Genomic DNA, 25,593 nt, shown 5'->3' on the forward strand with positions numbered 1-25,593 from the left:
GGAGTAACGCATGAATGTGTTCTGGTTCATCCCGACTCATGGTGACAGCCGCTATCTGGGCACGACCGAGGGCGCACGCGCTGCCGACCTCGCGTACTTCCAGCAGATCGCCGTCGCCGCCGATACGCTCGGCTACGAGGGCGTGCTGCTGCCCACGGGCCGCTCGTGCGAGGACGCCTGGGTCGTGGCGTCGAGCCTCATTGCCGCGACGCGGCGCCTGAAGTTTCTCGTGGCGATCCGCCCGGGCCTCTCGTCGCCGGCGCTCTCCGCGCGCATGGCCGCGACGTTCGACCGGCTCTCGAACGGGCGTCTGCTCATCAACGTCGTGACCGGCGGCGATACGGCCGAACTCGAAGGCGACGGCCTCTTCGTCGATCACGACACCCGCTATGCCATCACCGACGAGTTCCTGCACATCTGGCGCAACTTGCTCGCGGCTTCGCACACGAACGAGGCCATCGACTTCGAAGGACGCCATTTGCGTTCGGTGGGCGGCAAGGTGCTTTATCCGCCGGCGCAGCGTCCGCATCCGCCGCTGTGGTTCGGCGGCTCGTCGCCGGCCGCGCACGCCATGGCGGGCGCGCATATCGACACCTATCTGACCTGGGGGGAGCCGCCCGAAGCCGTCGCGCGCAAGATCGCCGACATTCGCGCGCGTGCCGCGGAGCATGGCCGCACGATCCGCTTCGGCATCCGTTTGCACGTGATCGTGCGCGAGACCGAAGACGAAGCGTGGGCCGCCGCAGACAAGCTCATCAGCCACCTCGACGACGACACCGTGGCGCGCGCCCAGGCCGCGTTCGCGAAGATGGATTCGGAAGGCCAGCGCCGCATGGCCGCGCTGCACGGCGGCAAGCGTGGCACGCGCAAGGACCTCGAGGTCTATCCGAACCTGTGGGCCGGCGTGGGCCTCGTGCGGGGCGGCGCGGGCACGGCGCTCGTCGGGAATCCTGAGCAAGTGGCCGCACGCATGAAGGAGTATGCGGAACTCGGCATCGAGACGTTCATTCTGTCCGGTTACCCCCATCTGGAGGAGTCTTACCGGTTTGCGGAACTCGTGTTTCCGCTGCTGCCCGGGCGTGCCGGGAAGCGCGCGGGCGGCCCGCTTTCCGGTCCATTCGGCGAAGTGGTCGGCAATCACTTTCTGCCGAAGGCTAGCCAGAGCTGAGAGGGCGGACGAATGCAGCAACCGTGGAGGACGCGACGATGGCGCAATCGGCAGTGACGGAAGTGAAAGAAGTGACAGTCGCACCCGCAAGCGGCGCGGTCGGTGACGCTGGTGCGCGCGCCGTGCTGGCGTTCGCGCGCGCGAGCCGGCGCCGGCTCGCGCCCTGGCTCGTGCCGCTGGCGATTCTCGTGAGCTGGGAAATTGCGGCGAAAAGCGGCGCCCTCTCGACGCGTGTGCTGCCCGAGCCGTTCGCCGTGGTGCGGGCAGCATGGTCGCTGATCGAATCGGGAGAAATGTGGCAGGACGTGCGCGTGAGCACCTGGCGGGCGCTCTCGGGCTTCGCGATCGGCGGGGGCATCGGTCTCGTGCTCGGGCTCGCTACCGGCCTCTTCAAGCGCGTGGAAACCGCGCTGGATTCGACGGTTCAGATGGTGCGCAACATCCCGGCGCTCGCCATGATTCCGTTAGTGATCCTCTGGTTTGGCATCGGCGAAGAGGCGAAGGTGTTTCTCGTCTCGCTGGGCGTTTTCTTTCCCGTCTACGTGAACACGTTCCACGGCATACGCTCGGTGGACGCCAATCTCGTCGAGATGGCGCGCAGCTATGGGCTCGAGGGTTTCGCGCTCTATCGGGAAGTGATCTTGCCGGGGGCATTGCCGTCGATTCTCGTCGGCGTGCGCTTTGCGCTCGGCCTGATGTGGGTGACGCTGATCGTCGCGGAGACGATCTCTGCACAGTCGGGCATCGGCTACATGACGATGAACGCGCGAGAGTTCCTGCAGACCGATGTGGTGGTCGTCGGCATCCTGCTTTATGCGGGGCTCGGCAAGCTCGCCGACTGGCTCGCGAAGTGGCTGGAGCGCGTGGCGCTGCGCTGGCATCCTGCATATCAAGAGGAGGGCGAAGCATGAGCGCAAGCCAGTTGGCACCACGCTATGGTGCAGGGCGCGAGCGCGTGCATGCACGTGCGCGAAGCGACACGCGAGAAGGCACGGGTGAGGCTGTGGCGTTGCGCACGACTTCGCGCTCAGGGGACGCTGCCGTTGAACTGCGCGGCGTGGGAAAACGCTATGGCGAGCGCGTCGTGCTGAACGGCTTCGATCTTGCAATCGAGCGCGGCAGTTTCGTCTCGATCGTCGGACGCAGCGGATGCGGCAAGTCCACGTTGCTGCGCTTGATCGCCGGCCTCGAAATCGCGGACGAGGGCGCCGTGGAACGGCGCGGCGCAAATGGCGCGGTCCTCGATACGCGCATCATGTTTCAGGATGCGCGCCTTTTGCCGTGGAAAACCGTGCTGCAGAACGTGATGCTCGGGCTCGGGCGCGGCGCACGCGAGGACGCCCGCGCGGTGCTGAACGAGGTGGGTCTTCTCGAGCGCGCCGACGAGTGGCCCGCGCGTCTTTCGGGCGGCCAGAAGCAACGCGTCGCGCTCGCACGTGCGCTCGTGCACCGGCCGAGCCTGCTGCTCCTCGACGAACCGCTCGGGGCGCTCGACGCGCTCACTCGCATCGAGATGCATGCGCTCATCGAGCGCCTGTGGCGCGAGCATCGCTTCACCGCGCTGCTGGTGACGCACGATGTGCATGAGGCCGTCGCGCTCGGCGACCGGATCTTGCTCGTGGAGTCCGGGCGCATCGCGCTCGATGAGGCCGTGGCGCTAGAACGCCCACGCGCCCGCGTCGATGCGCGTTTCGCCGCGCTCGAAGGGAACGTGCTGCAGTACCTGCTCAATCCGGGCTCGCAGCCAACGAGCGGGCGGCCTGCCTGAGTATTCATTCCAATCCTCTCTTTTTCATTCGAATTCACGGAGACGAATCCATGAGCATTACCGCCATTAACGTGCGCAACCAGTTTCGCGGCAAGATCAAGGAGATCATTCGCGGGCCCGTCGTTTCGGAAGTCGATGTCGACACGGCGTTCGGGATCGTGACCTCGGTAATCACCACGCGCTCGATCGACGAACTCGCGTTGAAGGTGGGCTCGGAAGTGGTCGCACTGGTGAAGTCCACGGAGGTGTCGATCGCGCGCCTTTGACACGAGAGGCGCGCGCTCGAAGTGCTACGATGAACCGTCAGCATACGGACGGAGTGGCGATCATGGAGCCGAAGGGCATCGACATGGGCGACTACCAGGAGCACTACAAGGACTACGACATCGAAGTCGCGGTCGAACAGGTGCTCACGGGGGTCAAGGCTCACTATCGCGTGCTGAAGGGCGATACGGTCGTGGAGGACTGGCAGCTCGTGCCTATCACGCGCCTCTGGTCCACCGAGCATGCGGCCGCGCAGGCCGGCTTCGATGCGGCTCGCGCGTGGATCGATTCGCGTGATGGCGCGCAGGCGCTCTAGCGCTTGTCTTGCGAGCCGCCGGGCGGCGAGAGCTTCGCTCGCCGCTCTGCCGCAGCGAAGATCTCGCGCAGATGTTGCCGATCGGCGTCGGTGAGGTGCGCGGCGGCGGCTGGCATGGTGAGCAACAGCTTCAGCGTCAGGCTGCCGCGCGTGCCGTTACGGTCCGATAGCCCGAGATCCGGAAGACGGATTGACGTACCCGAACTCGCATTGGCGGGAATCTTCACTTCGATTGTGCGGCCCAGGATCTTCGCGTGAATGGCGCCGCCCAACATGGCCGTCACGAAGTCGATCTGAATCTCGCAAGCGAGATCGAGCCCGTTGCGCGTGAAGCCGGGGCCACAGACGATGGTAATCGAGAACGTTGCGTCTCCCGGCGGACCGCCGCTCACGCCGGGATGACCGCCGCCTTCCACGACCAGCCGTTGACCGTCCCACGCGCCGCGAGGAATCTCGACGACATGGGACTTGCGCGAGGTCTGCACGCCTGTGCCGTGACACTGCTCGCAAAGCACGCCGCGATCTTCTTTCTGGCACGCGACACACGGTCCTTTGACAGCGTAGTGGGCTTCGACGCCGCCGCCATCGATCGCGACTTCGAGCGGCACGAAAAGCTCGACGAGGCAATTCGCGCCGCGCATGGGCGGCGGCGCGCGGCGCTGGCGCAGCGGGGCTTGGCTGCCGCGTGTCGGGTTGACTGACGCGGTTGCGCTGGCTGACCTGGCCGACGGCGCGACACGCCTGCCGGTCAGAATCTCGAACGCTTCCTGGATGCGCTTGAACACCGGCTCGACGGCCGCTTCACTTCCCTTGTTGCGGTCGGGATGATATTTCGCCCTCAGCTGACGGTAGGCGCGTTTGATCTCTGCCGGCGATGCAGTCTCCGGCAGTTGCAGTCGCCTGTAGTATTCCTCGAAGTTCAAACGCGTTCCCGGGTGTGCCTGCGGGTTGTCCTGGAATTTTCCTCGGGTCTTCCTCGAGTCTTCCTCGAGTCTTCCTCGAGTCTTCCTCGAGTCTTCCTCGAGTCTTCCTGGAGTCTTCCTGGAGTCTTCCTGGAAGGTAGACGCAAAAAAGCCCGCAACCAGTGCGGGCTCGTTTGTTCACTGCGGATACCGGTGCAGATGCCGGGAATACACAGTACACAGCTGAATTCTTTGGGGTGGCTGATGGGACTCGAACCCACGACAACAGGAATCACAATCCTGGACTCTACCAACTGAGCTACAGCCACCGCTGTTTCCCCAATCGGCGCTGCTTCGAAAGCGGCGTCAATCAAGAAGCAAGATTATATACATACCAAAGCTGGCTTGCCTAGCCCTTTATTCAAGAATTTCATCGGGAAGGCGCAGATGTTCGCGGGCCTCGTCAAAGATGGCGAGGTCGCCCTTTGCGAGCTTGCGGCTGTCCGAGAGAACGCGGCGCCATCCGCGCGCTCCGGCTTCGCCGCGATAGAGGCCCAACGCATGGCGCACGATTGCGCCCAGGTAGGTGCCGCGTGCGATTTCGCCCGCACAGTAATCAATGAGCCTGGCTTCCACCTCTTCGCGCGTGAGCGCTGCATCGGTCGCGCCGTAGAAGCGCGCATCGACGTCGGCGAGCACATAGGGGTTGTGATAGGCCTCGCGGCCGAGCATCACGCCATCCACGTGCTGCAAATGCTGTTCGACTTCGTCGAGCGTCTTGATGCCGCCGTTGATCACGATTTCGAGTTGCGGGAAGTCGCGCTTGAGCTGATACGCGTAGTCGTACTTGAGCGGCGGAATTTCGCGGTTCTCCTTCGGGCTCAAGCCCTTCAGGATCGCGTTGCGCGCATGGACGATGAAGACTTCGCAGCCCGCCTCGGCAATCGTGCCGACGAAGTCGCGCACGAACGCGTAGTTCTCGACCGCATCGACGCCAATTCGGTGCTTGACCGTGACCGGCACCGACACGACGTCGCGCATGGCCTTGACGCAGTCCGCCACGAGTTGCGGCTCGTTCATCAGGCACGCGCCGAAGGCGCCGCGCTGCACGCGCTCGGAAGGGCAGCCGCAGTTCAGATTGATTTCGTCGTAGCCCCACTGTTCCCCGAGCTTCGCGGCACGCGCGAGATCATCGGGCTCGCTGCCGCCCAGCTGAAGCGCAACCGGCGCCTCCGCCGGCGTGAAGGCGAGGTGGCGCGGCACGTCGCCGTGAAGGAGGGCGCCCGTCGTCACCATCTCCGTATACAGCCACGTATGCCGGGAAATGAAACGATGCAGCGATCGGCAGTGGCGATCGGTCCAGTCCATCATCGGCGCGACACAGACGCGACGGGGGCTGGCTTGACGGTTGGCGGACATGGGGACGGGAGACGGCTGGCGTGGATCAACCTTGCATTTTAGCGCATGTTGGCGTTACTGCTTCTGCCCCTTGCGGGTTGTGCCAAGTTCGCTTGTTGCGCGTTGGGAAGCGTTTCCAGTGGGTTTCCGCCGCAGAAAGACCCTGCCAGTGGTATGTCATCTGCCTGGAAATCTGATGCGTCGCACCAATTTTTAGAGCCGACTTTTAGGGTCTGTTCGTCGCTCACCCCCGCCGGTATGGCCTCCCGCGATTGTTTCCGAAGCCAGAATAGTAAATTCGGATTATCGCGATTATTTTCCGATAGTAGGTGTATACACTGGGTTCCGTTGACGCAGCTCATGGGCACAGACCTCCCAGGCGAGGCGCCATCCCGATCCGCAACTGAACCTGAATATGGAGTCCACCATGAAGACCAAACTGATCGCAGCGCTGCTGGTCGCAGCTACCGCTTCTGTCGCCGCTCCCGCCTTCGCCAGCGGCTACGGCCCGGCACCGTTCTATCGCCCTGACGTCGGCGCGCCTGCTTCGCAGCGCGGCCAGAGCGTGCAGACCGTCGCCGCTGAACGCGTCCAGGCACAAGGCGCCGAAACGGCTTACGGCGGTGTGGCCGGCTCGGCTTCGCAGTCGGGCGGCCACGTCAAGGCCCCGGCGTCGCAATCGGTCTACTTTGGCCAGTAAGTCGAGTTGAAGTTGCCGAGCCGCCCGCGAGCCGGGCGGCATGAAAGCCGGATGTCGTTTCGACATCCGGCTTTTCGCATTTGAGGTGCGCCTGCGGTGTCGTCAGGTGCGTCCCGTGGCACTCGTACGACTCAGGACGCGTCGCGCACGCGCTTGTCGATATCTTCGCGAATGCGGTCGAAGGCGGCATCGAACGCGTTGTCCTGAGTGGGGAATCGGCCCGCAGCGACGCCGTCGACGGGCACGTTGCCGGTTTCACTGCTCGTGAGGCTCTGGATGATTTGCGTCGAGACGAAGAAGCCGGCTTCGTGGTCGCCGTCCACGCCGGCTGTCATGTTGAAACCCATGTACTCGTAGCTGCGTCGGTGTTCCATGCCGAATCCTCCTCGTGGGCGCATGTGCCGATTCTGGCACGTCTCCTCGCGCCACGGCGCCCTGCGGTTCATTCGGCGTCTCCTGAAAAAATTCCGGTGCCGTGGTAGTTTCACCGTTTCTCCAACCGCACTGATGGGCAAGGTTTCCATGGAATACCGCACACTCGGCAATACCGGCGTCAAGGTAAGTCTGATCGGCCTCGGCACGATGACCTGGGGCGAGCAGAACACCGAGCGCGAGGCGCACGAGCAGATCGACTATGCGCTCGACCAGGGTGTCACGCTGATCGACGCGGCAGAAATGTACCCTGTGCCGCCGCGCCCCGAGACCCAGGGGCAGACCGAGCGATTCATCGGAAGCTGGCTCGCCGGACATCGCTCGGCGCGCGAACGCATCGTGCTTGCCACCAAGATAGCGGGCCCCGCACGCCAGCCGCACAATCCCCAGCATATTCGCGGACCCGGGAACCAGTTCGACCGCAAGAACCTGACGGAAGCGCTCGACGGCAGCCTCGAGCGCCTGCAGACCGACTATGTCGACCTGTATCAGTTGCACTGGCCCGACCGCAGCACGATGACGTTCGGCCGAAACGCCTATCCGTATATCGACGATGCCTTCACGGTGCCGATCGAGGAGACGCTGAGCGTGCTCGCCGATTTTGTGAAGGCGGGCAAAGTCCGCCACATCGGCGTGTCGAACGAGACGCCGTGGGGCGTCGCGCAATTCCTGCGCGCTGCCGAAAGGCTCGGGCTGCCGCGCATCGTCAGCATCCAGAATCCGTACAGCCTGCTCAACCGCACGTTCGAGAGCGGCCTCTCCGAATTCACGCATCGCGAAGGCGTGGGTTTGCTCGCGTACTCGCCGCTCGCGTTCGGCTGGCTCTCGGGCAAGTACGAGGGCGGTGCGCGTCCGGAAGGCGCGCGCATCACGCGCTTCGAGCGATTCAAGCGTTACAGCAAGCCAGAATCGGTGGCCGCGACCACGCGCTACGTCGAGCTCGCGAGAGCGCACGGCTATACGCCCGCGCAGTTCGCGCTGGCTTTCGTCAACAGCCGGCCGTTCCTCACCAGCAACCTGATCGGTGCCACGTCGCTCGAACAGCTGAAGGAAAACATCGCGAGCGTGGACGTCAAACTCACGCCCGAGCTGCTCTCGCATATCGATGCGCTGCATGAGCAGCAGCCGAATCCCGCCCCTTGACGGGAAGCTCCCGAACAGGCCGCGACACGCGCGGCGCTTGAACGACGCGCGCAGCGCCAGGCCGATGCGATAGCGAACGCTGATACACCAAAATCGTTGGCGATTCGCAGGGCATACACTACGATCCAGCATGCGCCGATCGGGGCACCATCACGCGATGCGCACGCACTGCGCTTCGTGCGATGACGCCCCGCCGGCCGTCCATACGCTCAATCCGGGAGAGACTTCACAATGACGAGCGCACGTCCAGCGCAATCGCCGCCGTCTTACGGCTGGCCCATTTTCATTTTGCTGGCGGTGGCCGGCTTGTTCTACGTGAAGTGGTTCCCCTACTATCACCGCGCGTTCACGGCCGAGGAGACGCACTCCATCGGCAAATCGATTCTCACGGGCGGCGCGGCCAGCGCCCCCGCGCCGTCGTTTGCCGCCGCGCTCGATTACGCTTACGCCTACGGCAAGGCGATCTGGCAGGCCATGGTGCTCGGCCTGCTGCTCGGCTCCGCGGTGCAGGCGCTGTTGCCCGTGCAATGGGTCGCGCGCGTGCTCGGCCGGCGGGGCTTCGGCAGCGTGGCGGCAGGCGGCCTGCTCGCGGTGCCCGGCATGATGTGCACCTGCTGCGCCGCGCCCGTGGTAGTGGGCCTGCGCGCGCGCAATGCATCGGCGGGCGGCGCGATTGCGTTCTGGCTCGGCAATTCCGTGCTCAACCCGGCGACGCTCGTCTTCATGGGCTTCGTGCTCGGCTGGCATTGGAGCGCACTGCGTCTCGCGCTGGGCCTCTTGATGGTGTTCGGACTCGGCTGGCTCTGCAACCGCCTCGTCACGCCCGAGGAAACGCGTGCCGCCGACGACCGCCTCGCGCAGCTCGCCCGGCAGCAGGCGGAAGGCGGCAACGTCTTCGTGCGCTGGCTGCGCATTTTCGCGCGCATGGCCGTGCGCCTCGTGCCGGAGTACATCGTGCTGGTGCTGCTGCTTGGCGCCGCGCGCGCGTGGCTTTTCCCGCACATCGGCCCGGAGGTGACGAGCAGCCTCGGCTGGATCGTCACGTTCGCCTTTGTCGGCATGCTGTTCGTGATCCCTACGGCCGGCGAGGTCCCCATCATCCAGGCGATGCTCGCGCTCGGCATGGGCGTGGGGCCCGCGGGCGCGCTCCTGATGACGCTGCCGCCGGTGAGCGTGCCGTCGTTCGCGATGCTGGCGGGTTCGTTCCGGCCGCGCATGCTCGCGATCGTGGGCACCACGGTGGTGTGCTTCGGCATCGCCGCGGGGCTCGCGGCGGTGGCACTCGGTTTCTAGCGACGCTTCCAGGGACATGGGACGAGGAACGTGCGATGCGTCCAGCGTCTGCCTACCAGTCAATACGCGGACGGTTCGCCGTCCGCCACGGAGCGGGCCACAGCCCGAAAAACAGCATGGCACAGCAAAAAACCAATCCGAAACTCGAGCAGGCGCTCACGCGCGGCGATCTCGCCATTCGCCAGGCGAATTCGGCCCGCGCCACGGCAGTGCTGCGTGCGCTCGGCAAAATGATCGTCGAGGCGTCGGCCACCATTGGCGTCGAGGCGCACACGTCGATTCCCGATGGCGATCGCATTTACGACCCGGCCGATGGTCTCTGGCCGCAGTCGCTGCTCGTCTCGCTCGATGGTCCGGTGGAGGAGTCCGATCCTGAAGAGATCCGCACGGTCCGCCTGCTCGCCCAGACCCAGTCGACGATGTTCCGCGTGGAATGGCATCGCGCCGACGGCAAGATCGGCCGCCAGGAAGGCGGACCGTTTGCGACGGTCGCGTTTATTTCGGACGTCGATATTCCCTGGGGCGATGACGAGGACTGAATGCCTCGCGGTGTCCTAGCGCATCATGCGCCGGCGGAACAGTATCGAAGCGATCGCGAACGGCACGACGACGTAAATCGCGAGCACCAGCAGATGCAGGCCGGCGTCTTCGACAGGCCGGTCGAGCATGGCGGGCCGGATCAGCGCAACGGCGTGAGCGAGCGGCAGCATCAGCGTGATGTGCTGGGCGGCCGCGGGCAACTGCGCGATTGGGAAGAACACGCCGGAGAGCAGCAGCATCGGGGTGAGCACGAGCGTCTGATAGAACATGAAGAAGTCGTAGGACGGCGCGAGCGCCGTCACGATCATCGCGCAGCTCGCGAAGGCGAGGCCGGCCAATGCGATCACGGGCAGCGCGAGCAGCATGGAAGGAAAGCTCGCATAACCGAGCATGCCGGCCACCACCATGATCGCCGCGCCCGAAAGCATCGACTTGCTCGCGGCCCACATGACCTCGCCGAGCACGACGTCGCCAAGCGTGAGCGGCGTGTGCATGATCGCCTCCCATGTGCGCTGCACGTGCATGCGCGAAAAGCCCGAATACATCGACTCGAAGCTCGCCGACATCATCACCGAGGACGACACCGTGCCCGCCGCGAGAAAGGCGATGTACGAGACGCCGTCGATGCGGCCGACCATCAGCCCGAGCCCGAAGCCGAGGCCGAACAGATAGATCATCGGATCGGCGAGATTGCCGAACATCGAGGCGATGGCGAGCTTGCGCCAGACCAGATAGTTGCGCCGCCACACGGCAATCCAGTGCGTGGCGTTCGAAGGCAGGGCGGCGCGGGGCTCGCGCACCGGCGAATGGGCCGGGCGCGCGGGTGCGGGGGGGCTGGTGCGTGTCTCCATGGTGTCCCTGGCGATCCTGGATTTTGACGCCGTCAATCCTGCATCTCGCGGCCCGTGAGCCGCAAGAACACGTCTTCGAGATTCGCGGGCCGGTGCAGGTAGCGCAGGTCCGATCGATGGCGCAGTTTCGCATGCACGGGCGCGGGGTCGTCGACGTAGCAGAACAGCGTCTCGCCGCTGATCTCGGTACGCTTTGCGTCGGCGGCGAGTTCGTCGCGCAGTGCAACCGGGTCCGGTCCGTAGACCTCGATCACATCGCAGCCGATTTCCGCTTCGATCAGCGCCTTGGGCGCGCCTTCGGCAATCTTGCGGCCTTCTTCGATCACGCACACGCGATTGCAAAGCCGTTCGGCCTCCTCCATGAAATGCGTGGTGAGGAGAATCGTCTTGCCGCGCGCGAGCAGCGAGCGCAGGCGCTCCCAGATCAGGTGACGCGCCTGCGGGTCGAGGCCCGTGGTGGGCTCGTCCATCACGAGCACGTCGGGGTCGTTCACGAGCGCGCGCGCGAGTGTGAGACGACGGCGCATGCCGCCCGAAAGCTCGCCCACGCGCGCGTCGGCCTTGCTTTCGAGGCGCGCGAACTCGAGCAGCGGCGCGACGAGCGCTTTCGTTTCACGCGCGGATAAACCAAAGTAACGGCCGAACACGAGCAGGTTCTCGCGTACGGTGAAGTCGGGATCGAGATTGTCGAACTGCGGGACGACGCCGACGCGCTGACGAGCATGGCGCGCCCGCGCCGGCACGGGTTCCCCGCACAGGCTGATGCGCCCGGCATCGGGCGAAACGATGCCAAGGAGCATGCGCAGCGTCGTGGTTTTCCCCGCGCCGTTGGGGCCGAGCAGCCCGAAGCATTCGCCGGGGAGGACATCGAACGACAGGCCGTTGACGACCGTCCTGTCTCCGTAATGTTTGAAGACCTGCTCGAATTCGATGGCGGGTGCGGGCATGGACCAGTTAAACGTGAGTCGAACGGGCGGCGCGCGAGTCGAACAAAAAACGAACGAAGAGCTGAACGAACAATCGCACGAAACAAGGCGGCCTATTCTAGTGCATTGCGGCGCAGCGAGTGGGCGGCCGCTCTCGGCCCTTTGCGCTGTTCGAGGTTAATGCATGCCGCGACAAGTATTCGGCTCGCCCAAGGCGCATCTGGCGTTTTCCGATGCTGACCTGGCGTTTTCCAGCCCTTGCACGCGCAATTGCGGCGCACCATGATGAGCATCGCACAGCCGGCAATCATGCGGGCACGGAGAAGTGATCATGGCGAGCTACAAAAAAATTCTGCTCTGTTACGACGGCTCGCGCGAAGGCCGCAAGGCGCTGCGTTGCGGCGCTGATCTTGCGCTCGATCTGCAGGCGGAAACGCATTTGCTGTCGGTCGTCGACATGCGTTCGACGATCGCGCAGAGTGCCGGCCTCCTCACCGATGTGGCCTGCGGCCGCTTCGAGGAAACGGCGCGAGAAATCCTTCAGGAAGGCGTGGACTGGCTGACCGAGCGCGGCGTGCGCGCGCAGGGGCATTTCGCGTTCGGGCATCCGATCGACGAGATTGCGAATCTGGCCAACGAACTGCATGTCGACCTCGTGGTTGTGGGCCATCGCTGCCGTACCGGGCTCTCGCGCTGGTGGATGGGGGCGGGCAACACGCCGCTGCTCGATCGCGTGTCGTGCAGCATTCTGGTGGCGTGTTCGTCGGCTGCCGAGGACAAGCAGCAAGCCGCCGCGTAGTGCGCTGGGAGCGCGCCCGGTTCCCCTGGAACGGACCTGTTCCGGCATCGTTTCACAAACGCCTCAATTCGAGGCGTTTCCTTCATTGAGCTCCACTGCCGAGAGCTTCCACCCAAAGAGCCCGTGACGCTGCAGGATGGCGGCATAGTGCTCGCCCGTACTGCCGCGGTCCCATGTGAGCGCGAACTCGTTGAGGCCGCGATAGGCAGCCGTGGTAACTGGCCGTGCCCCGGGCGCGGGATTCCCGGACGCCGGCGCGGGCGGCGCGGCAGGCGGCGCTGCGGGGGCGGGTGCCGATTGCGCCGATTGCGCCGATTGTGCCGATTGTGCTGCCTGCGCGCCTGATTCCTCTGGCGATGGCGCGTGCGGCCGGTCGCCGGGCTTGCCCGTCGGCGGCATGCCATCGAGCAGCGCGGCGACGCCCTCAGGCGTAGCGTACGCATCCACGAGCGGGCCAATCAGCGCCGCGCCGATCACGGCGCCGAGGATCACCAGCGGGTTACTGCTGTGTTCCGCATGAATGCGCCGCTGCAGCATCTCGCCAACCTGCTGCTTGAGGCTCAAGCGCAGCGCAGGGTAATCGACGTACTGGTCGAGCGTGGCGGCGTCGCGCGCGTCGGCCGCGGCTTTCATGCGATTCACCGCGATATAGGGCGACGCGTAGGCGTAGCCGACCGCGGCAACGACCATGGCGATCGCAACCGTGATCGCAACGGTTTTTTTCCAGCCGTGCGTCTTACGTGGAGTCGTGAGGGATTCCGTCATCGGGATAGGGTAAATCGTTCAAACGTGGTGTTGACCGCAAACCAGCGAAAAGAATCCCCACGTGATCCCGAGCGCGACCTCTTGAGCGGAAAACCGGCTCGCGACCTTACTTCGCGAGCGCCGCCGGGAGGTCGGTGGACTGTTCGGCGATGCAGCGGTCGATCGCGCGGCAAACCGCATCCACCGTGCCGACGAGGATGAGCCGCGACGGGCCCTGGTAGACGCGCACCGGCGCCCGGCGCATGGGCTGCTCGGTGTTGAGCGTGCTGTTGAGCGAAACGCGCGCAAACGCCGGCTGTGCCGAGGGCAGCGCCGGGAGATCGGCGGTGCTGGCCGCCACCATGCCTGGCGTCTCTTCGAAAAGCGAGCGGTTCAGCGCTGCGGCGGGGACGCGGACTTCGCGAAGCGCGCATGACGCGATTCCACGAAGATGGCGCAGACGGCCGAATTGACGGAAGGGCAGCAAGCGGGCAAGGCGTTCCATGACTCTCTCCAGAGATCGCGCAAACGGGGCGCAACGGGGGCGCAAATGAGCGCAAGCGGATTGCTTAGAATTCGGTAGGCCGGATCAGGCCGACCGCAATGCCTTCGAGCGCGAAATCCGCGCTGCCGGCCTCGACAAAAATATTGTCGTAGTCGGGGTTCTCGGCGATCAACTCGACGCCGTTCGGGCGGCGCTTCAGGCGCTTGACGGTCACGTCGTCGCCCAGTCGCGCCACGATGATCTGGCCGTCTTTCGCCTCGGCCTTCTTCTGCACCGCGAGCAGGTCGCCGTCGAGAATGCCGGCGTCGCGCATCGAGAGGCCGCGCACCTTCAGCAGATAGTCGGGACGGCTGGAGAAGAGCGCGGGGTCGCACATGTAGTTCTGCGAGATGTGCTCCTGCGCGAGGATCGGGCTACCCGCCGCCACGCGGCCTACGAGCGGCAGCGAGAGCTGCATGATGCCCGGATGCGGCAGCGTGAACTGGTGCGGCAGGTCATCGGGCCCCGGCACGAGCCGGATGCCGCGCGAGGCGCCTGCAGCCAGTTCGATCACGCCCTTGCGCGCGAGGGCGCGCAGATGCTCCTCCGCAGAGTTGGCCGAGCTGAAACCGAGTTCCGCGGCGATTTCCGCGCGCGTGGGCGGGAAGCCCGTGCGCTCGATCGCCCGGCGAACGAGATCGAAAACCTGCTGCTGTCGTGCGGTGAGTTTGGTCATGGCGCCACTGTATGTTTGAACAGGTAACTGTATTTTTATACAGTATCCGTCGCTTTTCAAGTATTACTTGAAGTTCGACAACCGGGCGTTGCCATAGCGCCGCTTCGAGGCGCTTCGGTAGCCGAAAACGTGTTGCGGCAGCGACTTCCTCCGCCTTTACCACTTTTGCGTATTAAAGAATGAGGAAACATTATTTTTAATGATGTAAGCGGATCGCTAGACTGGCCTCCATCAGTGGTTGTCACTACGCAGGACAAAAATGGAGAACAGATAGATGGGCACCAGGAACACGGGGAACGCCGGTTGGCTGAAGACGCTGGCGGCAAAACTGGTCATCGGCATTGCACCGCTCGTTGGCCTCGCGGCTATGGCGCCGGCGGCTCATGCGGATACGTCGCTGCTCAACGTGTCCTACGATCCGACGCGCGAGCTGTACCAGGACATCAACGACGCGTTCATCAAGCAATGGAAGGCGAAGTCGGGCGAGACGCTCGCCATCAAGCAGTCGCACGGCGGCTCGGGCGCGCAGGCGCGCTCGGTGCTCGACGGCCTGCAAGCCGACGTCGTGACGCTCGCGCTTGCCTGGGACATCGACGCGCTCGCCAACAAGGGCATCGTCGCGAAGGACTGGCAAAAGCGGCTGCCCGACAATGCCTCGCCGTACACGTCGACGATCGTGTTCCTCGTGAGGAAGGGCAATCCGAAGCACATCAAGGACTGGGACGACCTCGTGAAGCCCGGCGTCTCGATCGTCACACCGAATCCCAAGACCTCGGGCGGCGCGCGCTGGAACTATCTCGCCGCGTGGGCGTATGCGTCGCATCAGCCGGGCGGGAATGAGCAAAAGGCGAAGGACTTCATTTCGAAGCTCTACAAGAACGCCGGGGTGCTCGACTCGGGCGCGCGCGGCGCGACGACGAGCTTCGTGCAGCGCGGCATCGGCGACGTGCTGATCGCATGGGAGAACGAAGCGTTTCTCTCGCTCAAGGAGTTCGGCCCGGACAAGTTCGAGATCGTGGTGCCTTCGGTGAGCATTCTCGCGGAGCCGCCGGTGGCCGTGGTGGACAAGGTCGTCGACAAGCGCGGCACGCGCAAGGAGGCCGAAGCATACCTGCAGTTCCTCTATAGCGAAGAGGGCCAGGAGATTGCCGCGAAGAACTTCTATCGTCCGCGTTCGGACAAGGTCCCCGCAGCGCTCACGGCGAAGTTTCCGAAGCTCAAGCTCTACACGGTCGACGACACGTTCGGTGGCTGGACCAACGCGCAGAAGACGCATTTCGCCGATGGCGGCGTGTTCGACTCGATTTATCAGCCGCAGTAAGACTATGCAGCACCGGTCGGGATTCGATCACGATCCCACCGCATAACAATGAAGCGCGCCCACGGGCGCGCTTTTCGGCGCAGCTTTGAAACAAGCGCGCAACCCATGTCTGGACGATGAGCATGACGACGTTTCGATCGACGTTTCGATTACGCAAGCCCAGTGCGCTGCCGGGATTCGGCATCACGCTCGGCATCACGGTGGCGTATCTGAGCCTCGTGGTGCTCATTCCGCTTGCCGCCACCTTCCTGAAGACCGCGACGCTCGACTGGAGCCAGTTCGTGCGCGCCGTGTGGTCGCCACGCGTGATCGCGTCGTACCGGCTCACCTTTACGGCCGCGCTCGGCGCCGCGCTGATCAACGCGGTGTTCGGCTTTCTGCTCGCGTGGGTGCTGGTGCGCTATACGTTCCCGTTCAAGCGTTTGATCGATGCGCTCGTCGACCTGCCGTTCGCGTTGCCGACCTCCGTGGCCGGCATTTCGCTTGCCGCCGTTTATGCGGGCAATGGCTGGATCGGCCAGTTCCTGGAACCGCTCGGGCTCAAGGTCGCGTTCACGCCGCTCGGCGTGCTCGTGGCGCTGACCTTCATCGGCCTGCCGTTCGTCGTGCGCACGGTGCAACCGGTGCTCGAGGACTTCGAGCGCGAGCAGGAGGAGGCCGCGGCGTGCCTCGGCGCGTCGCGCTGGCTCACGTTCCGCCGCGTCGTGCTGCCCGCGCTGGTGCCGGCGCTGCTCACCGGCTTCGCGCTCGCCTTCGCGCGTGCGCTGGGCGAGTACGGCTCGGTCATCTTCATCGCGGGCAACGTGCCGATGAAGTCGGAGATCACGTCGCTCCTCATCATCACGAAGCTCGAACAGTACGATTACGCGGGCGCGACGGCGCTCGCCGTGGTCATGCTTTGCGTCTCCTTCGTCATGCTGCTCCTCATCAATTCGCTGCAGTGGTATCTGCAACGCCGCACGAGCCGGGGTATCACCTCGGGCGGCGCGCCGCATGCCGTTGCGGGCGCAACGATCGCGGGAGATGCGCAATGAGCACGCTGCCGCAACAACGAAGCACACGCCGGCTGGATCCGGTCACCGAAGCCGCCTGGGTGCGCTGGCTGCTCACGGGCGTAGCGCTCGTGTTTCTGGCGCTGTTTCTGGTGGTGCCGCTCGTCGCGGTGTTCTGGCAGGCGCTTTCGAAAGGCATTGGCTTCTATTTCGAATCGCTAGCCGACCCCGACGCGCTCTCGGCGATCAAGCTCACGCTCATCACGGCGGCGATCGCCGTGCCGCTCAATCTGGCGTTCGGCCTCGCGGCTTCGTGGGCGATCGCGAAGTTCGAGTTTCGCGGCAAGGCGCTGCTCACCACGTTGATCGATTTGCCGTTCTCGGTCTCGCCCGTGATTTCGGGTCTCATCTATGTGCTGCTGTTCGGCGCGCAGGGCTGGCTCGGCCCGTGGCTCGCGGACCACGACGTGCAGATCATCTTCGCCGTGCCGGGCATCGTGCTCGCGACGATCTTCGTGACGTTCCCGTTCGTCGCGCGTGAACTGATCCCGCTCATGCAGGCGCAAGGCAGCGACGAGGAAGAGGCCGCGCACGTGCTGGGCGCCTCGGGCTGGCAGATGTTCCGCCGCGTCACGCTGCCCAACATCCGCTGGGGCTTGCTGTACGGCGTGATTCTTTGCAATGCGCGCGCGATGGGCGAGTTCGGTGCCGTCTCGGTGGTGTCGGGACATATTCGCGGACAGACCGACACGATGCCGCTGCATGTCGAGATCCTTTACAACGAGTACAACTTCGCGGCGGCGTTCGCCGTGGCCTCGCTGCTCGCGTTGCTCGCGCTCGTCACGCTCGGCCTGAAGCTGCTCGCGGAGCGCCGTCTTTCGGCCGAGCTGCGCGGCGCGCACGACGTTCCCGCGTACGCCGGTGCCCCGGCCGCAGCGTTGCAACAACCCTCGAAGCATGCCGCTGCGCCTCGCGTGGTGCGTCAACCGGTACATTTGGGAGAGCAATAAAGATGGCCATCACCGTCACCAATCTGCAAAAGCGCTTCGGCAACTTCACCGCGCTCGACAACGTGTCGCTCGACTTTCCGGCGGGCGAGCTCGTCGCGTTGCTCGGACCGTCCGGCTGCGGCAAGACCACGCTCCTGCGCGTGATCGCGGGCCTCGAATACGCGGACGCGGGCCAGGTCGTGCTGCAAGGCCAGGACGTAGGCGAGGTGGGGGCGCGCGAGCGTCAGGTGGGCTTCGTGTTCCAGCACTACGCACTCTTTCGCCACATGACGGTGTTCGAGAACGTGGCATTCGGCCTGCGCGTGAAGCCCCGCGGCGAGCGGCCCTCGGAGGCCGTGATTCGCGAAAAGGTGCACGAACTGCTCAAGCTCGTGCAGCTCGACTGGCTCGCGCAGCGCTACCCGTCCGAGCTGTCGGGCGGCCAGCGTCAGCGCATTGCGCTCGCCCGCGCGCTCGCCGTGGAGCCGAAGGTGCTGCTGCTCGACGAGCCATTCGGCGCGCTCGACGCCAAGGTGCGCAAGGAGTTGCGCTCATGGCTGCGCCGCCTGCACGACGACCTGCACATCTCGACGATCTTCGTCACGCACGATCAGGAAGAAGCGCTCGAAGTGGCCGATCGCATCGTCGTGATGAACCATGGACGCGTGGAGCAGGTAGGAAGCCCGCAGGACGTCTACGATCATCCGCAGTCGGCGTTCGTCTACGAATTCCTCGGCGCGGCGAACCGTCTGCGCGGCAACGTGGACGCGCGCGGCTTCGTGGCCGACGGCGCGGACCAGCCGATCTCAGTACGTGCCGGCTTCGAGGGCCCGGCGCTCGCCTACGTGCGGCCTCACGATCTCGTGCTGCATCGCGAAGCGAGCGATCATCGCGACGGCATCGTCGTCGACGTGCGCCGCGTGGTGACGCTGGGCGGCTCGGTGCGCGTGGAGCTGGAGAGCCGCACGGGCGGGGCGCTCGAAGCCGAGCTCGACCGCGAGTCGTGGCGCGCGCTGGGGCTCGCGGTGGGCGAGGGCGTCACGGCGGTGCCACGCGGCCTGCGCGTTTTCCCCGCGCAATGAGCGCATGATTCGCGCGAAAGCGCTCGCATCGAATAAAACGAATAAACGGTCAGCAGTATCGGAGAAAAGACGATGAATTTTCAGCAGTTGCGTTTCGTGCGCGAAGCCGTACGGCAGAACATGAACCTGACCGAAGTGGCGAACGTGCTGTATACGTCGCAGTCGGGCGTTTCGAAGCAGATCAAGGATCTCGAAGACGAACTCGGCGTGGACATCTTCATTCGCCGCGGCAAGCGCCTCACGGGCCTCACGGAGCCGGGCAAGGCGGTGCATCAGCTGATCGAGCGCATGCTGCTCGACGCCGAGAACCTGCGCCGCGTGGCGCGTCAGTTCGCGGATCAGGACAGCGGCCACCTCGTCGTCGCCACCACGCACACGCAGGCGCGCTACGCGCTGCCCAAGGTCGTGCACCAGTTCCGCGAAGTGTTTCCGAAGGTTCACCTCGCGCTGCGCCAGGGCAACCCGCAGCAGATCGCCCAGATGATCATCAACGGCGAGGCCGACATCGGCATCTCGACCGAGGCGCTCGACCGCTACGCGGACATCGTCACCTTTCCGTGCTATTCGTGGCATCACGTGGTGGTCGTGCCGAAGAGCCATCCGCTCGTGGGCCGCGAGAATCTCACGCTCGAAGACGTGGCCGAATATCCGGTCATCACCTACGATCAGGACTTCACGGGCCGCTCGCATATCGACCAGGCCTTCGCCAAGGCGGGCGTGGTGCCCGACGTCGTGCTGACCGCCATCGACGCCGACGTGATCAAAACCTACGTCGAACTCGGCATGGGCGTGGGCATCGTCGCGGCGATGGCCTACGACCCGAAGCGTGACAGCGAACTCGTCGCACTCGACACGGAGCATCTGTTCGATGCGAGCACGACGCGGGTGGGCCTGCGCAAGGGCGCGTTCCTGCGCCAATATGCATACCGGCTCATCGAGATGTTCGCGCCGCAGCTCAACGAGCAGCAGATCGCCAGCCAGTTGCGCGAGCCGGGCTGAAGTCCGGTTTTCCCGGCGGCCGGCGGATCGCTTAAAATCGCCGCCATGAACACATCCACTTCCTCTTCTGCGGCGGCCCGTGGGCTGCCGCGCATTGCGGTGCTCGCCACGGGCGGCACGATCGCCGGCTCCGCGGCGGACGCGGCGAACACCGCCGGCTACCAGGCCGGTGTAATCGGTGTCGCCCAGCTGCTCGCGGCCGTGCCGGGCCTCGACGCCATCGCGCAGATCCATGCCGAGCAGGTCGCGAGCATCGACAGCAAGGACATGTCGCTCGCGTTGTGGACGACGCTCGCTCAGCGCGTGAACGATGTGCTGGCAAGCGACGAGATCGACGGCGTGGTGATCACGCACGGCACCGATACGCTCGAAGAAACCGCGTATCTGCTGCACCTCACGGTGAAGAGCGCGAAGCCGTGCATCTTGACGGCCGCCATGCGCCCCGCCACGGCGCTTTCGGCCGACGGCCCGCTCAATCTGCTCAACGCCGTCACGCTTGCCGCGAGCGAAGCGGCGACAGGGCAGGGCGTGCTGGTGGCGTTCAACAACCGCATCCATTGCGCGCGCGACGTCGCGAAGATCAGCACCTACGCGGTGGATGCATTCCAGTCGCCCGAAATCGGCGCGCTGGGCTGGGTACAGGATGGGCGCGTCGAATTTCAGCGCCGCGCGCTGCGCCCGCATACGGTGGACGCACCGTTCAGCGCCACTGCGCAATGGCCGCAGGTCGAGATCGTGACGAGCTACGCGGGCGTCTCGCGCGCGGCAGTGGAGGCGCTCGTGGCCGCGGGTGTGGATGGTTTCGTCGTGGCCGGCACCGGTAACGGCTCGATTCACGCCGGCTTGCAGCAGTCGCTGGCCGAGGCGGCCGCAAGGGGTGTCGCAGTCGTGCGCGCCTCGCGCGTAGGCTCGGGCCATGTGATGCACAACGGCGCGGCGAAGGACGATGCGCTCGGGTTCGTCTCCGCTGGCTCGCTCAGCCCTTACAAGGCGCGTGTGCTGCTACTGCTCGCGCTTGCCGCGGGCGCAGTCGACAAAGAGGCGTTGCAGAACGCATTCGATACATACTGAGCGAACGCGCGTTCAGAACACAAGCATCGCACGAAAGACAAACAGGCCTGGCGAGTTCGCCAGGCCTGTTGCTTTTGCAGCCGCGACTTACTGCAGCGGCGGAATCACGAGCACCTGACCCGGATAGATTTTGTCCGGGCTCTTGAGCATCGGCGTGTTCGCCTGGAAGATCAGGTCGTTCTTCGCGCCACTGCCGTAGTACTTCTCGGCCATCTTCCAGAGGTTGTCGCCGGAGACCACGGTGTGGTGCTGCGCTTCGGGCGCTGGGTTCGTCACGGTCATCTGGTCGTCGACCTTGTCGACGTTCTGCACGTTGCCCGCCGCGACGAGGATTTTCTCCTTCGTCGGCTGGTCGGCGGCGTTGCCTGTCACCGTGACGGTGTGCGAGGCGCCGTCATAGGTCACGCCGAGGTTATCGGCGTCGAGACCTTGCGAGCGGATATAGGCGACGATCGCGTCGGCCGCCTTCTGGTTCTGGTCGGCGGGCGCCGCGTCTGATTGCGCGGCGGCGGCCGGCGCAGCGGCCGTGCCAAACAGTTTTTCGCCGGCTTCCTTGATGAAATTGATAATGCCCATCGATCACACTCCTCACGTGCTGGAAATGACTGGGTGGTGACGTACTACATCCACCTTGATCCGTCCGCATGACAGACGGATGAAAGCACGATTCTAGAAACGCGGCCGCGCAGGGTCCATCGGGGCAGCGTCAAAGAGTGTGAAACGTGGGGGGAAAAGGGAAGCGAAACAAAAAAGGGCATCCGACAGGCGGACACCCGATGACGACGTCTGACCGACCAAGGCTTCCCCGTCGTCACCAGGTGCCGCTTTCGGACCCCACTGGCCGCCCTCAGCCCAGAGCGGCACCGATTTGCTCCGCGACGGTTGCCGCCGCCGCGAAGCGCCCCTCGGGAGGCTCGTGTGCTAACAGCCACTGCCGCTGCGCACGAGCCGGTATGCGTGATCCGGTTCTGGGGGCGGTGCGCGCTTAACCTCGCGCGAACCGCCTTCATGCAACCGGTAAACCAGCTCAAGCCGCCTTGACTTGCGCTTGCGGCTCGGCGATCTCGAAGTTCGCCATGATCTCGAGCGCGCGGATCATCGCCGAGTGGTCCCACGCCTTGCCGCCGTTCGCCACGCACACGCTGAAGAGTTGCTGCGCGCTGGCCGTGTGGGGCAGGGCGATGCCGAGCTTGCGGGCGCCATCGATCGCCAGGTTCAGATCCTTCTGGTGCAGCTCGATGCGAAAGCCCGGGTTGAACGTGCGCTTCGTCATGCGCTCGCCGTGCACTTCGAGAATGCGCGACGAAGCGAAGCCTCCCATCAGCGCCTTGCGCACACGCTCGGGGTCGGCGCCCGAACGTGCCGCGAACAGCAGCGCTTCGGCAACGGCCTCGATGTTGAGCGCGACGATGATCTGGTTCGCCACCTTGCAGGTCTGACCCGCGCCGTTGTCGCCGATGAGCGAGATGTTCTTGCCCATCAGTTCGAAGAGCGGCTTCGCGAGATCGAACGACTTCTGCGGGCCGCCCACCATGATCGTGAGCGTGGCTTCCCGCGCGCCGACTTCGCCGCCAGAAACCGGCGCGTCGAGATAGTCGCAGCCGAGCGCGTTGATCTGCTTCGCGAACTGCTGCGTTTCGATCGGCGAGATCGAACTCATGTCGATCACGAGTTTGCCGGCCGAGAGACCTTTGGCGACACCATCGTCGGCGAACAGGACGTTGGCGACATCGGGCGTGTCGGGCACCATCACGATGACGATGTCCGAGGCCCTCGCGACAGCCGTCGAATCGGCGACGACTTCCGTTTGCGCGCGCAGGTCGTCGGGCACCGGATACTTGCCGTTCACGGCGAGCGTGTGGCCGCCCTTGATGAGGTTGCGCGCCATGTGCGCGCCCATGATGCCCAGTCCAATAAAGCCAATCTTTGCCATCTTCGTGTCTCCGATAAAGCGAATGCGGTTGTCTCTCGATATTCAGGCGAGTTCGGCGGTGCGCAGCCGCGCGTTGCGCAGCCAGCCGAGACCTTCCGTGGTCGTCGTGCGCGGCTTGTACTCGCAGCCGATGTAACCCTCGTAGCCGAGCGTGTCGAGCAGATCGAAGAGGAACGGGTAGTGGATTTCACCCGTGCCCGGTTCGTTGCGGCCGGGGTTGTCGGCGAGCTGGATGTGGGCGATCTTCGCGAAGTGCTTCTTGATCGTCGCGGCGAGTTCGCCTTCCATGCGCTGCATGTGATAGATGTCGTACTGCAGGAATACGTTGTCCGAGCCCGTCTGTGCGATGACGTCGAGCGCTTCGCCGGAGCGGTTCAGCGCGAAGCCGGGGATATCGTAAGAGTTGCAGGGTTCCACTAGCAGACGGATGCCTTCGCGCTTGAGTTCGCTGGCAGCGTAGCGCAGGTTCTCGACGATCGTGGCGAGCGCTGTCTCGCGATCGACGCCAGCCGTCGGAATGCCGACGAGGCAATTGAGCTGCGGCACCTTCAGCGCCTTGGCATACTCGATTGCGCGGCCAACGCCTTCCTGGAACTCGCCGCGGCGATCGGGCAGGCAGGCAATGCCGCGCTCTCCCGCCTCCCAGTTGCCGGCCGGCAGATTGTGGAGCACGAGCTTCAGTCCGTTGATTTCGAGGCGCTCGGCCAGTTCGGCAGCTTTGTACGGATACGGGAAGAGGAATTCCACGGCGTCGAAGCCCGCAAGCGCGGCCGCGGCGAAGCGGTCGAGGAAGGGCATCTCGTTGAACAGCATGGTGAGATTCGCGGCAAATTTCGGCATGGGTTCGTCTCTCGGGGCAATGAGTGTGGGTGAGAGTCCGCTTTTCGCACATCAGGGCTGGGTGCGAAAAGCGGGGGAATGCAAGTTGCGTTGCAGCGGCGTCGGATGATCAGGATTGCAAAGCGATCGCTGTCGGCGCGTGCTCGGGCTTCTCGGCCAGCTCCTCGAACTCGTTGATCGCGTCGATTTCCGTGCCCATCGAGATGTTGGTCACGCGCTCCAGAATCACTTCGACGACGACCGGCACGCTGAACTCCGCAGCCATCGATTGCGCCTGCTTGAGCGCCGGGGCGATCTCCTCGGGCTTGAACACGCGCAGCGCCTTGCAGCCCAGGCCTTCGGCCACTGTTACGTGGTCGACGCCATAGCCGTTCACTTCGGGCGCGTTGATGTTCTCGAACGCGAGCTGCACGCAGAAGTCCATGTCGAACTGACGCTGCGCCTGACGGATCAGGCCGAGGTACGAGTTGTTCACCACCACGTGAACGTACGGCAGCTTGAACTGCGCGCCCACGGCCAGCTCTTCGACCATGAACTGGAAGTCGTAGTCGCCCGAGAGCGCCACGATGGGGCGGGTCGGATCGGCCGCGCGCACGCCGAGCGCCGCTGGAATCGTCCAGCCGAGCGGGCCCGCCTGGCCGCAGTTGATCCAGTTGCGTGCCTTGTACACGTGCAGGAACTGCGCGCCCGCGATCTGCGAAAGGCCGATCGTGCTCACGTAGCAGGTGTCGCGGCCAAACGCCTTGTTCATCTCTTCGTACACGCGCTGCGGCTTGATCGGCGTGTTCTCGAAATGCGTCTTGCGGTGCATCGTGCGTTTGCGCGCCTGGCAGTCGGCCACCCACGCGCTGCGGTCCTTCAACTTGCCCGCGGCCTTCCATTGCTGCGCGACTTCGACGAAGAGCTCGAGCGCGGCCTTCGCATCGGACACGATGCCGAGATCGGGGCCGAACACGCGGCCGATTTGCGTCGGTTCGATGTCGACGTGCACGAACTTGCGGCCCTTCGTGTAGACCTCGACGCTGCCCGTATGGCGGTTGGCCCAGCGGTTGCCCACGCCCAGCACGAAGTCCGAGGCGAGCATCGTGGCGTTGCCGTAGCGGTGCGAGGTCTGCAGGCCGACCATGCCGGCCATGAGCGGGTGGTCGTCGGCAATGGCGCCCCACGACATGAGCGTCGGGATGACCGGCACGCCCACCGTTTCGGCAAACTTGACGAGCAGGTCTTCGGCCGCCGCGTTGATCACGCCGCCGCCGGAAACGATCAGCGGCCTCTCGCTCGCGTTGAGCAGTTCGAGCGCGGCTTCGATCTGCTTGCACGTGGCCTTCGGCTTGTAGACGGGCAGCGGCTCGTAGGTGTCGATGTCGAACTCGATTTCGGCGAGCTGCACGTCGATGGGCAGATCGATCAACACCGGCCCGGGACGGCCCGAGCGCATGAGATGGAATGCCTGCTGGAATGCGCGCGGCACGAGCGCCGGCTCGCGCACGGTCACGGCCCACTTGGTGACGGGCTTGGCGATCGACTCGATGTCGACGGCCTGGAAGTCTTCCTTGTAGAGGCGGGCGCGCGGCGCCTGGCCCGTGATCGCGAGAATAGGAATCGAGTCGGCCTGGGCGGAATAGAGGCCCGTGATCATGTCGGTGCCCGCGGGGCCCGAGGTGCCGATGCACACGCCGATGTTGCCGGGTGCGGCGCGCGTATAACCCTCGGCCATGTGCGAAGCGCCCTCGACGTGGCGCGCCAGCACGTGGGTGATGCCGCCGGCCTTCTTCATCGCCGAGTAGAACGGATTGATGGCTGCGCCCGGCACGCCGAAAGCGGTATCGATGCCTTCTTTTTCGAGCACCAGCACGGCGGCGTCGACGGCTCTCATTTTGGCCATGAATGTCTCCTGAATGT

At 64.9% G+C, this 25,593-nt stretch carries 28 protein-coding genes and 1 tRNA gene; 16 read left to right on the plus strand and 13 right to left on the minus strand.

Annotated features, from left to right (window positions below):
• Positions 1 to 10 precede the first annotated feature (10 nt).
• From ssuD to BMI01S_RS09215, 5 genes are all read left to right on the plus strand, one after another.
• Positions 11 to 1,168 carry an FMNH2-dependent alkanesulfonate monooxygenase gene (ssuD, locus tag BMI01S_RS09195; protein WP_028209980.1) on the plus strand — a complete coding sequence of 386 codons (1,158 nt, stop codon included), beginning with the start codon at positions 11 to 13 and terminating at the stop codon, positions 1,166 to 1,168.
• Positions 1,169 to 1,206: 38 nt separating this feature from the next.
• Positions 1,207 to 2,079, plus strand: a complete 873-nt coding sequence (gene ssuC, locus BMI01S_RS09200) for an aliphatic sulfonate ABC transporter permease SsuC (RefSeq protein ID WP_028209979.1) — start codon at positions 1,207 to 1,209, stop codon at positions 2,077 to 2,079.
• Positions 2,076 to 2,936 carry an ATP-binding cassette domain-containing protein gene (locus BMI01S_RS09205; RefSeq protein WP_081715824.1) on the plus strand — a complete coding sequence of 287 codons (861 nt, stop codon included), beginning with the start codon at positions 2,076 to 2,078 and terminating at the stop codon, positions 2,934 to 2,936. Before ssuC ends, BMI01S_RS09205 begins: the two co-directional genes overlap by 4 nt.
• A 50-nt stretch (positions 2,937 to 2,986) precedes the next feature.
• Positions 2,987 to 3,202, plus strand: a complete 216-nt coding sequence (locus BMI01S_RS09210) for a TOBE domain-containing protein (RefSeq protein WP_028209978.1) — start codon at positions 2,987 to 2,989, stop codon at positions 3,200 to 3,202.
• Between the two features lie 62 nt (positions 3,203 to 3,264).
• On the plus strand, positions 3,265 to 3,516 hold the full coding sequence (locus tag BMI01S_RS09215) for a DUF6566 family protein (protein ID WP_028209977.1): 252 nt from the start codon (positions 3,265 to 3,267) through the stop codon (positions 3,514 to 3,516).
• Here BMI01S_RS09215 and BMI01S_RS09220 read toward each other — a convergent pair.
• From BMI01S_RS09220 to dusA, 3 genes are all read right to left on the minus strand, one after another.
• On the minus strand, positions 3,513 to 4,439 hold the full coding sequence (locus BMI01S_RS09220) for a DnaJ C-terminal domain-containing protein (RefSeq protein WP_028209976.1): 927 nt from the start codon (positions 4,437 to 4,439) through the stop codon (positions 3,513 to 3,515). The genes BMI01S_RS09215 and BMI01S_RS09220 overlap by 4 nt on opposite strands.
• Before the next feature lie 232 nt (positions 4,440 to 4,671).
• Positions 4,672 to 4,747, minus strand: a tRNA-His gene (locus tag BMI01S_RS09225).
• An 88-nt stretch (positions 4,748 to 4,835) separates the two neighbouring features.
• Entirely contained in the window at positions 4,836 to 5,837 is a 1,002-nt protein-coding gene (dusA, locus tag BMI01S_RS09230; protein WP_028209975.1) for a tRNA dihydrouridine(20/20a) synthase DusA, read from the minus strand.
• A 406-nt stretch (positions 5,838 to 6,243) separates the two neighbouring features.
• Here dusA and BMI01S_RS09235 point away from each other — a divergent pair, with 406 nt between their 5' ends.
• Positions 6,244 to 6,516, plus strand: coding sequence for a hypothetical protein (locus BMI01S_RS09235; RefSeq protein WP_028209974.1), 273 nt, complete (start codon positions 6,244 to 6,246; stop codon positions 6,514 to 6,516).
• A 131-nt stretch (positions 6,517 to 6,647) separates the two neighbouring features.
• Here BMI01S_RS09235 and BMI01S_RS09240 read toward each other — a convergent pair whose 3' ends face one another.
• The gene (locus BMI01S_RS09240; protein ID WP_028230458.1) at positions 6,648 to 6,890 is read right to left on the minus strand and encodes a hypothetical protein; all 243 of its coding nucleotides are present in this window, start codon (positions 6,888 to 6,890) and stop codon (positions 6,648 to 6,650) included.
• Between the two features lie 148 nt (positions 6,891 to 7,038).
• Here BMI01S_RS09240 and BMI01S_RS09245 point away from each other — a divergent pair, with 148 nt between their 5' ends.
• From BMI01S_RS09245 to BMI01S_RS09255, 3 genes are all read left to right on the plus strand, one after another.
• Positions 7,039 to 8,091, plus strand: a complete 1,053-nt coding sequence (locus tag BMI01S_RS09245) for an NADP(H)-dependent aldo-keto reductase (RefSeq protein ID WP_028209973.1) — start codon at positions 7,039 to 7,041, stop codon at positions 8,089 to 8,091.
• 231 nt (positions 8,092 to 8,322) lie between these two features.
• Positions 8,323 to 9,384 carry a permease gene (locus BMI01S_RS09250; protein WP_028209972.1) on the plus strand — a complete coding sequence of 354 codons (1,062 nt, stop codon included), beginning with the start codon at positions 8,323 to 8,325 and terminating at the stop codon, positions 9,382 to 9,384.
• Between the two features lie 116 nt (positions 9,385 to 9,500).
• Positions 9,501 to 9,923, plus strand: a complete 423-nt coding sequence (locus tag BMI01S_RS09255; protein ID WP_028209971.1) for a hypothetical protein — start codon at positions 9,501 to 9,503, stop codon at positions 9,921 to 9,923.
• A gap of 15 nt (positions 9,924 to 9,938) precedes the next feature.
• On the opposite strand, the gene BMI01S_RS09260 is transcribed toward BMI01S_RS09255, so the two are convergent.
• Together BMI01S_RS09260 and nodI are read right to left on the minus strand one after the other, a co-directional pair.
• Positions 9,939 to 10,775, minus strand: a complete 837-nt coding sequence (locus BMI01S_RS09260) for an ABC transporter permease (RefSeq protein ID WP_028209970.1) — start codon at positions 10,773 to 10,775, stop codon at positions 9,939 to 9,941.
• Positions 10,776 to 10,807: 32 nt separating this feature from the next.
• Positions 10,808 to 11,722 (minus strand): nodulation factor ABC transporter ATP-binding protein NodI, encoded by a 915-nt coding sequence (gene nodI, locus BMI01S_RS09265; protein WP_028209969.1) that lies wholly within the window; start codon positions 11,720 to 11,722, stop codon positions 10,808 to 10,810.
• 310 nt (positions 11,723 to 12,032) lie between these two features.
• On the opposite strand from nodI, the gene BMI01S_RS09270 reads away from it, so the two are divergent.
• The gene (locus BMI01S_RS09270; RefSeq protein ID WP_028209968.1) at positions 12,033 to 12,500 is read left to right on the plus strand and encodes a universal stress protein; all 468 of its coding nucleotides are present in this window, start codon (positions 12,033 to 12,035) and stop codon (positions 12,498 to 12,500) included.
• Between the two features lie 63 nt (positions 12,501 to 12,563).
• Here BMI01S_RS09270 and BMI01S_RS09275 read toward each other — a convergent pair whose 3' ends face one another.
• From BMI01S_RS09275 to lexA, 3 genes are all read right to left on the minus strand, one after another.
• Entirely contained in the window at positions 12,564 to 13,265 is a 702-nt protein-coding gene (locus tag BMI01S_RS09275) for a DUF2939 domain-containing protein (protein WP_028209967.1), read from the minus strand.
• Between the two features lie 106 nt (positions 13,266 to 13,371).
• Complete coding sequence (locus BMI01S_RS09280) at positions 13,372 to 13,749, minus strand: hypothetical protein (RefSeq protein ID WP_028230457.1); 378 nt, start codon at positions 13,747 to 13,749, stop codon at positions 13,372 to 13,374.
• A 64-nt stretch (positions 13,750 to 13,813) separates the two neighbouring features.
• Entirely contained in the window at positions 13,814 to 14,464 is a 651-nt protein-coding gene (gene lexA / locus BMI01S_RS09285) for a transcriptional repressor LexA (protein WP_028209965.1), read from the minus strand.
• Between the two features lie 274 nt (positions 14,465 to 14,738).
• Here lexA and BMI01S_RS09290 point away from each other — a divergent pair, with 274 nt between their 5' ends.
• The 6 genes from BMI01S_RS09290 to BMI01S_RS09315 all read left to right on the plus strand — a co-directional run bounded on the left by BMI01S_RS09290 (position 14,739) and on the right by BMI01S_RS09315 (position 20,918).
• A complete protein-coding gene (locus BMI01S_RS09290; RefSeq protein WP_028209964.1) occupies positions 14,739 to 15,785 on the plus strand; it encodes a sulfate ABC transporter substrate-binding protein in 1,047 nt (348 codons plus the stop codon).
• 122 nt (positions 15,786 to 15,907) lie between these two features.
• Complete coding sequence (cysT, locus tag BMI01S_RS09295; RefSeq protein ID WP_036017863.1) at positions 15,908 to 16,819, plus strand: sulfate ABC transporter permease subunit CysT; 912 nt, start codon at positions 15,908 to 15,910, stop codon at positions 16,817 to 16,819.
• Positions 16,816 to 17,787: a sulfate ABC transporter permease subunit CysW gene (gene cysW / locus BMI01S_RS09300; protein WP_036017861.1), complete on the plus strand. Its 972-nt coding sequence runs from the start codon at positions 16,816 to 16,818 to the stop codon at positions 17,785 to 17,787. Before cysT ends, cysW begins: the two co-directional genes overlap by 4 nt.
• Before the next feature lie 2 nt (positions 17,788 to 17,789).
• Positions 17,790 to 18,848, plus strand: a complete 1,059-nt coding sequence (locus BMI01S_RS09305) for a sulfate/molybdate ABC transporter ATP-binding protein (protein ID WP_028209962.1) — start codon at positions 17,790 to 17,792, stop codon at positions 18,846 to 18,848.
• A gap of 72 nt (positions 18,849 to 18,920) precedes the next feature.
• Positions 18,921 to 19,847, plus strand: a complete 927-nt coding sequence (locus BMI01S_RS09310; RefSeq protein WP_028209961.1) for a CysB family HTH-type transcriptional regulator — start codon at positions 18,921 to 18,923, stop codon at positions 19,845 to 19,847.
• A gap of 45 nt (positions 19,848 to 19,892) precedes the next feature.
• Positions 19,893 to 20,918 (plus strand): asparaginase, encoded by a 1,026-nt coding sequence (locus tag BMI01S_RS09315; RefSeq protein ID WP_028209960.1) that lies wholly within the window; start codon positions 19,893 to 19,895, stop codon positions 20,916 to 20,918.
• Between the two features lie 87 nt (positions 20,919 to 21,005).
• Here BMI01S_RS09315 and lysM read toward each other — a convergent pair whose 3' ends face one another.
• The 4 genes from lysM to gcl all read right to left on the minus strand — a co-directional run bounded on the left by lysM (position 21,006) and on the right by gcl (position 25,576).
• The gene (gene lysM / locus BMI01S_RS09320; RefSeq protein WP_028209959.1) at positions 21,006 to 21,494 is read right to left on the minus strand and encodes a peptidoglycan-binding protein LysM; all 489 of its coding nucleotides are present in this window, start codon (positions 21,492 to 21,494) and stop codon (positions 21,006 to 21,008) included.
• A gap of 451 nt (positions 21,495 to 21,945) precedes the next feature.
• Entirely contained in the window at positions 21,946 to 22,851 is a 906-nt protein-coding gene (locus tag BMI01S_RS09330) for a 2-hydroxy-3-oxopropionate reductase (protein WP_028209958.1), read from the minus strand.
• 42 nt (positions 22,852 to 22,893) lie between these two features.
• Positions 22,894 to 23,691, minus strand: coding sequence for a hydroxypyruvate isomerase (gene hyi / locus BMI01S_RS09335; RefSeq protein WP_028209957.1), 798 nt, complete (start codon positions 23,689 to 23,691; stop codon positions 22,894 to 22,896).
• Positions 23,692 to 23,800: 109 nt separating this feature from the next.
• A complete protein-coding gene (gene gcl / locus BMI01S_RS09340) occupies positions 23,801 to 25,576 on the minus strand; it encodes a glyoxylate carboligase (RefSeq protein ID WP_028209956.1) in 1,776 nt (591 codons plus the stop codon).
• Between the last annotated feature and the right edge of the window lie 17 nt (positions 25,577 to 25,593).

It is taken from the genome of Paraburkholderia mimosarum LMG 23256 = NBRC 106338, assembly GCF_000739815.1.
In the GTDB taxonomy this organism is placed as follows: domain Bacteria; phylum Pseudomonadota; class Gammaproteobacteria; order Burkholderiales; family Burkholderiaceae; genus Paraburkholderia; species Paraburkholderia mimosarum.

What these genes read in the sequence shown, in the direction of transcription:
- BMI01S_RS09250 (WP_028209972.1), top strand. Translation starts at nt 8,323, where the DNA reads ATGACGAGCGCACGTCCAGCGCAATCGCCGCCGTCTTACGGCTGGCCC.
- dusA (WP_028209975.1), bottom strand. Translation starts at nt 5,837, where the DNA reads ATGTCCGCCAACCGTCAAGCCAGCCCCCGTCGCGTCTGTGTCGCGCCG.
- BMI01S_RS09310 (WP_028209961.1), top strand. Translation starts at nt 18,921, where the DNA reads ATGAATTTTCAGCAGTTGCGTTTCGTGCGCGAAGCCGTACGGCAGAAC.
- BMI01S_RS09330 (WP_028209958.1), bottom strand. Translation starts at nt 22,851, where the DNA reads ATGGCAAAGATTGGCTTTATTGGACTGGGCATCATGGGCGCGCACATG.
- cysT (WP_036017863.1), top strand. Translation starts at nt 15,908, where the DNA reads ATGACGACGTTTCGATCGACGTTTCGATTACGCAAGCCCAGTGCGCTG.
- lexA (WP_028209965.1), bottom strand. Translation starts at nt 14,464, where the DNA reads ATGACCAAACTCACCGCACGACAGCAGCAGGTTTTCGATCTCGTTCGC.
- BMI01S_RS09215 (WP_028209977.1), top strand. Translation starts at nt 3,265, where the DNA reads ATGGAGCCGAAGGGCATCGACATGGGCGACTACCAGGAGCACTACAAG.
- BMI01S_RS09235 (WP_028209974.1), top strand. Translation starts at nt 6,244, where the DNA reads ATGAAGACCAAACTGATCGCAGCGCTGCTGGTCGCAGCTACCGCTTCT.
- ssuC (WP_028209979.1), top strand. Translation starts at nt 1,207, where the DNA reads ATGGCGCAATCGGCAGTGACGGAAGTGAAAGAAGTGACAGTCGCACCC.
- BMI01S_RS09275 (WP_028209967.1), bottom strand. Translation starts at nt 13,265, where the DNA reads ATGACGGAATCCCTCACGACTCCACGTAAGACGCACGGCTGGAAAAAA.
- nodI (WP_028209969.1), bottom strand. Translation starts at nt 11,722, where the DNA reads ATGCCCGCACCCGCCATCGAATTCGAGCAGGTCTTCAAACATTACGGA.
- lysM (WP_028209959.1), bottom strand. Translation starts at nt 21,494, where the DNA reads ATGGGCATTATCAATTTCATCAAGGAAGCCGGCGAAAAACTGTTTGGC.
- gcl (WP_028209956.1), bottom strand. Translation starts at nt 25,576, where the DNA reads ATGGCCAAAATGAGAGCCGTCGACGCCGCCGTGCTGGTGCTCGAAAAA.
- BMI01S_RS09290 (WP_028209964.1), top strand. Translation starts at nt 14,739, where the DNA reads ATGGGCACCAGGAACACGGGGAACGCCGGTTGGCTGAAGACGCTGGCG.
- BMI01S_RS09305 (WP_028209962.1), top strand. Translation starts at nt 17,790, where the DNA reads ATGGCCATCACCGTCACCAATCTGCAAAAGCGCTTCGGCAACTTCACC.
- BMI01S_RS09280 (WP_028230457.1), bottom strand. Translation starts at nt 13,749, where the DNA reads ATGGAACGCCTTGCCCGCTTGCTGCCCTTCCGTCAATTCGGCCGTCTG.
- cysW (WP_036017861.1), top strand. Translation starts at nt 16,816, where the DNA reads ATGAGCACGCTGCCGCAACAACGAAGCACACGCCGGCTGGATCCGGTC.
- BMI01S_RS09270 (WP_028209968.1), top strand. Translation starts at nt 12,033, where the DNA reads ATGGCGAGCTACAAAAAAATTCTGCTCTGTTACGACGGCTCGCGCGAA.
- BMI01S_RS09205 (WP_081715824.1), top strand. Translation starts at nt 2,076, where the DNA reads ATGAGCGCAAGCCAGTTGGCACCACGCTATGGTGCAGGGCGCGAGCGC.
- BMI01S_RS09240 (WP_028230458.1), bottom strand. Translation starts at nt 6,890, where the DNA reads ATGGAACACCGACGCAGCTACGAGTACATGGGTTTCAACATGACAGCC.
- BMI01S_RS09315 (WP_028209960.1), top strand. Translation starts at nt 19,893, where the DNA reads ATGAACACATCCACTTCCTCTTCTGCGGCGGCCCGTGGGCTGCCGCGC.
- hyi (WP_028209957.1), bottom strand. Translation starts at nt 23,691, where the DNA reads ATGCCGAAATTTGCCGCGAATCTCACCATGCTGTTCAACGAGATGCCC.
- ssuD (WP_028209980.1), top strand. Translation starts at nt 11, where the DNA reads ATGAATGTGTTCTGGTTCATCCCGACTCATGGTGACAGCCGCTATCTG.
- BMI01S_RS09245 (WP_028209973.1), top strand. Translation starts at nt 7,039, where the DNA reads ATGGAATACCGCACACTCGGCAATACCGGCGTCAAGGTAAGTCTGATC.
- BMI01S_RS09260 (WP_028209970.1), bottom strand. Translation starts at nt 10,775, where the DNA reads ATGGAGACACGCACCAGCCCCCCCGCACCCGCGCGCCCGGCCCATTCG.
- BMI01S_RS09210 (WP_028209978.1), top strand. Translation starts at nt 2,987, where the DNA reads ATGAGCATTACCGCCATTAACGTGCGCAACCAGTTTCGCGGCAAGATC.
- BMI01S_RS09255 (WP_028209971.1), top strand. Translation starts at nt 9,501, where the DNA reads ATGGCACAGCAAAAAACCAATCCGAAACTCGAGCAGGCGCTCACGCGC.